At 66.3% G+C, this 3,781-nt stretch carries 4 protein-coding genes; 2 read left to right on the top strand and 2 right to left on the bottom strand.

Annotated features, from left to right (window positions below; genetic code table 11):
• On the bottom strand, window positions 1-180 hold a 180-nt coding region (locus WBV89_RS01920; protein ID WP_423979652.1), incomplete at its 3' end, for a hypothetical protein.
• Between the two features lie 197 nt (window positions 181-377).
• Between WBV89_RS01920 and rho the strand changes: the two genes are divergently transcribed.
• A complete protein-coding gene (gene rho, locus WBV89_RS01915) occupies window positions 378-2,432 on the top strand; it encodes a transcription termination factor Rho (protein WP_423979651.1) in 2,055 nt (684 codons plus the stop codon).
• Between the two features lie 167 nt (window positions 2,433-2,599).
• The gene (gene rpmE / locus WBV89_RS01910; protein WP_423979650.1) at window positions 2,600-2,830 is read left to right on the top strand and encodes a 50S ribosomal protein L31; all 231 of its coding nucleotides are present in this window, start codon (window positions 2,600-2,602) and stop codon (window positions 2,828-2,830) included.
• Between the two features lie 128 nt (window positions 2,831-2,958).
• On the opposite strand, the gene WBV89_RS01905 is transcribed toward rpmE, so the two are convergent.
• A complete protein-coding gene (locus WBV89_RS01905) occupies window positions 2,959-3,567 on the bottom strand; it encodes a hypothetical protein (RefSeq protein WP_423979649.1) in 609 nt (202 codons plus the stop codon).
• Between the last annotated feature and the right edge of the window lie 214 nt (window positions 3,568-3,781).

Here is a 3,781-nt window from a genome sequence, read left to right as displayed (position 1 = left end):
GGGGTGCGCCCCGCGCTGCCGCCACACCTGGCCGATCTCCTCGCGCGCGACGAGCGCACGCAGACGGTTGCCAACGACCTCGCCACCGTGCAGGCGTTGGTCGAGTCGCTCACCCGCTGACATCACGTCGGACTCCGCTCGGATGGCGATGGCCGCTGCGTTGCAATCGAGAAGCGCCATCGAGTACGATCCTTCTCGTCCGGTTCTCACCGGACCGCACCTCGAGTTCTTCGAAGCGTGCGAATTCCTCAGGGGATCGACGTTGACGCGTCGTCTGCATTTCGGGATTGTGTCTCGGGTGCACGGTTCGTCTCGGCCCCTTCCTCTGATCCAGAACTCGCCGTCGTTCTCCACCGACGGCGAAAGAGAGGTATCGAATGGCCGCAGTGGCACTCGAACAGTCGGCGCTGGAAGGCAAAGACAAAGATCAACTCCTCCAGATCGCCAAGGCGCTCGGCGTCAAGGGGATCTCGAAGCTCAAGAAGGCCGACCTCGTCGGTGCAATCATCGACGCGACGGGCGGGGGTGAACCGAGCGCCGACGAGGCGCCGGCTCCCGCGACGTCCAACGGCTCGAAGCAGGCCGACGTCAAGGCCGCCAGGTCGGCTGGGAACGATCGGTCCGAGGCCGCTCTGAGCAATGCCGAGGCGAAGCCGACCAACGGCACAGCGCCGGACCAGGCCAACGACGCGACCGACTCGACGCCGGGCGGCAGCGGGTCCGGAGCTGCTGACAAGGTCGTGCTCGGCCCCGACGGCGAACCGCTGGCCGACTGGGAGATCGAACTCCAGGGTCAGGGCGTCTCGACCGACACCACCCAGGCCGACGGAGCCGCATCCGGCGATGCCGCCTCGCGCTCCGATGGGCCGAGTGGGCGTGACGAGAACGGTCGACGGAGCCGCAATCCGCAGCAGTCGGAACAACGTTCCGACGGCGACGGTCAGGGTCGGAACCGCAACGGCGGCGGCCAGAACAGCGGTCGTCAGCCGCGCGACAACCAGGGCAGCGGTGGCCAGAGCTCGGCCGGTCAGAACTCGGGTGGTCAGAGCTCGGGTGGCCAGAACTCCGGTGGCAAGAATTCGGGCGACCAGAACTCGGGCGGTCAGGGCGGCGGCAATCGCAACAGCGGTGGTCAGCAGCGCGACAACCAGGGTGGCGGCAACCGCAACTCGAACAACGACGAGGGCGGCGGCAACAAGCGTCGCCGGCGTCGCCGCAAGGGTGGCAATCGCGGCCAGGAAGGCCCGCAGGGCGACGACGTCGACTTGCTCGACGACGACGGTCAACCGCAGTCGAACGAGCCGATCGACGTGTCGGGGTACCTCGACATGCGCGATGAGGGATACGGATTCCTGCGGATCAACGGCTATCTGCCGAGTCAGCAGGATGCGTACATCCCCGTCAAGCTCGCCCGCCAGTACGGGTTGCGCAAGGGGGACCAGCTCACCGGCAAGATGCGGCCCCCGCAGCGCAACGAGAAGAACCCTGCGCTGCTCGAGGTGCACACCGTCAACGGTGGTGACCCCGAGAAGGCCAAGAAGCGACCCCGCTTCGAGGACCTCACCGCGCTGTTCCCCGACGAGAAGCTGCAGCTCGAGGATCCGACCGATCCGACCAACATGACGGCACGGATCATCGACCTGATCAGCCCGATCGGCAAGGGCCAGCGCGGGATCCTCGTGTCGCCTCCGAAGGCCGGCAAGACGACGATCATGAAGACGATCGCGAAGATGATCGAGAAGAACAATCCCGACGTCGAGCTGATCATGTTGCTCGTCGACGAACGTCCCGAAGAGGTCACCGACATCCGGCGGACCGTGAAGGGCGAGGTCATCTCCTCGACCTTCGACCGCCCGAGTGACGAGCACACCGCCGTCGCCGAGATGACGATCGCCAAGGCGAAGCGGATGGTCGAGGACGGCAAGGACGTCGTCATCATGCTCGACGGAATCACCCGTCTGAGCCGTGCGTACAACCTCGCCGCTCCGGCGAGCGGCCGCATCCTGTCGGGTGGTATCGACGCCGGCGCGCTGTACCCCCCGAAGAAGTTCTTCGGTGCGGCTCGCAACATCGAAGAGGGCGGGTCGCTCACGATCCTCGCAACGGCGCTCGTCGACACGAACAGCCGCATGGACGACGCGATCTTCGAGGAGTTCAAGGGCACCGGCAACATGGAGCTGCGCCTCGACCGCAAGGTCGCCGAGCGTCGGATCTACCCGGCCATCGACGTCGACGCTTCGTCGACCCGCCACGAGGAATTGCTCTTCGACCGGCGCGAACTGCAGATGGTGTGGAAGCTCCGTCGGGTGCTCAGCGGACTCGCCGCCGACGGCAACGCCGCTCCGGGTCTCGAACTACTCATGGACCGCTTGAAGACGTTCAAGTCGAACAGCGAGTTCCTCAGCGAAATCGCCAAGCAACCCGGAATGTGATCTGGCGCGCCGGGTGTTCACACCCAGCGCGACGGGAACAAACGGGTCACATCTCGGTTGTACCCAGATAGCGTCACTCGGCGCTGATCTCGACGACGATCGACGACACCACAATCCCGTGGGGTCGGGCGTTCAGCCGTCACAACAGGATCGAAAGAGGAATCACCGTGAAGACCGACATCCATCCCACCTACACCGATACCACCGTCAAGTGCTCGTGTGGCAATACGTTCACCACGAAGTCGACCGTCGAGGGCAACCTGACCGTCGAACTGTGCAACGAGTGCCACCCGTTCTTCACCGGCAAGCAGAAGCTGGTCGACTCCGGCGGACGCGTCGAGCGCTTCAACAAGCGCTACGGGCGCCGTGAGGGCAAGCCCACCAGCATGGACGAGTGATCCTCGCCGATCTGCGGGTCGGAGATCGCTGAGATCACCGAACCGAATGTTTCATCGATGCCGCCCGCCGGGGCGGCATCGATCGTTTTCGGACCGCGGGGTGGGGTCGCATGGTGCCGCGGGTGCGGTCAGTGCAGCGCTCGGACGAACAGCGCGGTGGCCTGGGCATCGAACGCGGGGTGCGTCGGCGTGATGGACGCGGTGTCGCGGTCCGGGTCGTAGCGGCAGGTCACCCAGTAGTTCACCGCCGCACGGGTCCGGTATCCGCACGCCATCGCAAGGATGAGCCCGCCGACCGTTGCGGGCCCCCCGGCGCCGCGCAGCACACCGATCGAGAGCAATCCGATCCCGAACATCATCGCGACGATGGCTGCGCCGTTGCGGCGATTCCACATCCGCCAGATCCGTCCATCGACGGGAAGAACCACCGGGACCGACGCTCGACCCGGCCACAGTCGGGCGGCGCCGGTCGCGCCGGGAATCCCGAGCAACCAGGAGCGATGGGACCATTCGACGGCGCGGAGTCGAACCGCGTTCGAGGTGGAGACGCCGGTCAGGATGCACACGTCGGGGATCCGGCCGGCACGCTGGTCCGCCATCCGCAACACCGATGTCGTCATCGCGATCCTCCTCGACCCATGATGCCCGACCGAGGCCGTGTCGACCGTGACCGTGTCGACCGTGACCGTGTCGACCGTGACCGTGTCGACCGAGGTGATCGCGATGGCAACGAACACGTCGACCGATCCGCCCGAGCGGGCTTTGATGGGTATCGTCGACCGCCATGACCGGCGGAGGTGGACCTCGATCCAGGACCCGCCGTCTGTGCCGAGCGCGGCGGGCGCGTTCCCTGGGGGACCGATGAACGCGGGATTCTCCGTCGATCCCGGAGTGCTGCTCGGTGGGGCCCTGTTGCTGGTCGGCGTGGTGGCGAGCGGTGTGGCCATGCGC

Source organism: Ilumatobacter sp., assembly GCF_049588435.1.
Taxonomy (GTDB): domain Bacteria; phylum Actinomycetota; class Acidimicrobiia; order Acidimicrobiales; family Ilumatobacteraceae; genus Ilumatobacter_A.
The sequence above is the reverse complement of the archived record's forward strand: the minus strand, read 5'-3'. Positions and strand labels throughout refer to the sequence as shown.

Excerpts from the sequence above, each read along its gene's own strand:
- rho (WP_423979651.1), top strand. The coding sequence starts at position 378 with ATGGCCGCAGTGGCACTCGAACAGTCGGCGCTGGAAGGCAAAGACAAA.